The organism is Saccharomonospora iraqiensis subsp. paurometabolica YIM 90007 (genome assembly GCF_000231035.2).
In the GTDB taxonomy this organism is placed as follows: Bacteria; Actinomycetota; Actinomycetes; order Mycobacteriales; family Pseudonocardiaceae; genus Saccharomonospora; species Saccharomonospora paurometabolica.
This window is the reverse complement of sequence record NZ_KI912216.1, coordinates 55,191-55,906: the sequence shown is the minus strand read 5'-3', so window position 1 is coordinate 55,906 and position 716 is coordinate 55,191. Positions and strand designations below refer to the sequence as shown.

The following is a 716-nucleotide window of genomic DNA, read 5'->3' as shown; positions in this document are numbered from 1 at the left end:
CGGTCCGGTGCGCACCCCGCAGGCAGTCAGCAGCTCCGCGGACAGGCCGACGTCCGGCACCGGGTCGAACAGTCCGGCCGCCCCCGTCGCGGAGGGCAGGCGCCAGTGTGCGGGCGGGTGGCCGGCCAGGACGGCGTGGGCCGCCAGCCAACGCCGCGTCCCGGGGTCCGCGGTGAGCGCCCGCCGGGTCTCCGGACGTGCGGCCAACAGCCGGATCGCCTCCGGCCAGCGGTCGTCGGCGACCAGATCGAGGTCGGCGACGGACGGATCGGCGTCCGCCCCGGTCCCGGTCTCCGCTCCGGTGTCGATCCCGGTGTCGGTGTCTGTGCCGACACCGACACCGGTGTCCGACACCCGGAAGGTGTCGAGCACCCCCACCGCGGTGAGCGCCTCGTCGTCGAACCGCGCCGCGACGGTGTCGTCGAGCACCTCCAGCGGTGCGTCCTCGCCGACCGCGTCGGCATCGAGCACGGCGCCCAGTTCGGCGTGCGGGAGCAGGAGTTCGTCGGCCCGGCGCCACCCGGTCCGGGAGGGCAGCGCCAGCTCGCCGGACACCACCCCGCCGACCGTGTCGTCCTCCGGCGCCGCGGGCGGAACGCCGGCCCCGGTGACCAGGCGCAGCACCGCCTCGGCCAGCGGCCACACGTCCACCCCGGCCAGCGCGTCGTCGACGCTGCCGCGCACCGCCTCCCCCAGTGCGGGCGAGCGCAGCAACT

The 716-nt window shown here is 77.1% G+C and carries 1 pseudogene; it reads right to left on the bottom strand.

The window, feature by feature from the left end:
- A pseudogene (locus tag SACPADRAFT_RS32365) lies at nucleotides 1-716 on the bottom strand (sacsin N-terminal ATP-binding-like domain-containing protein); the annotation flags it as partial.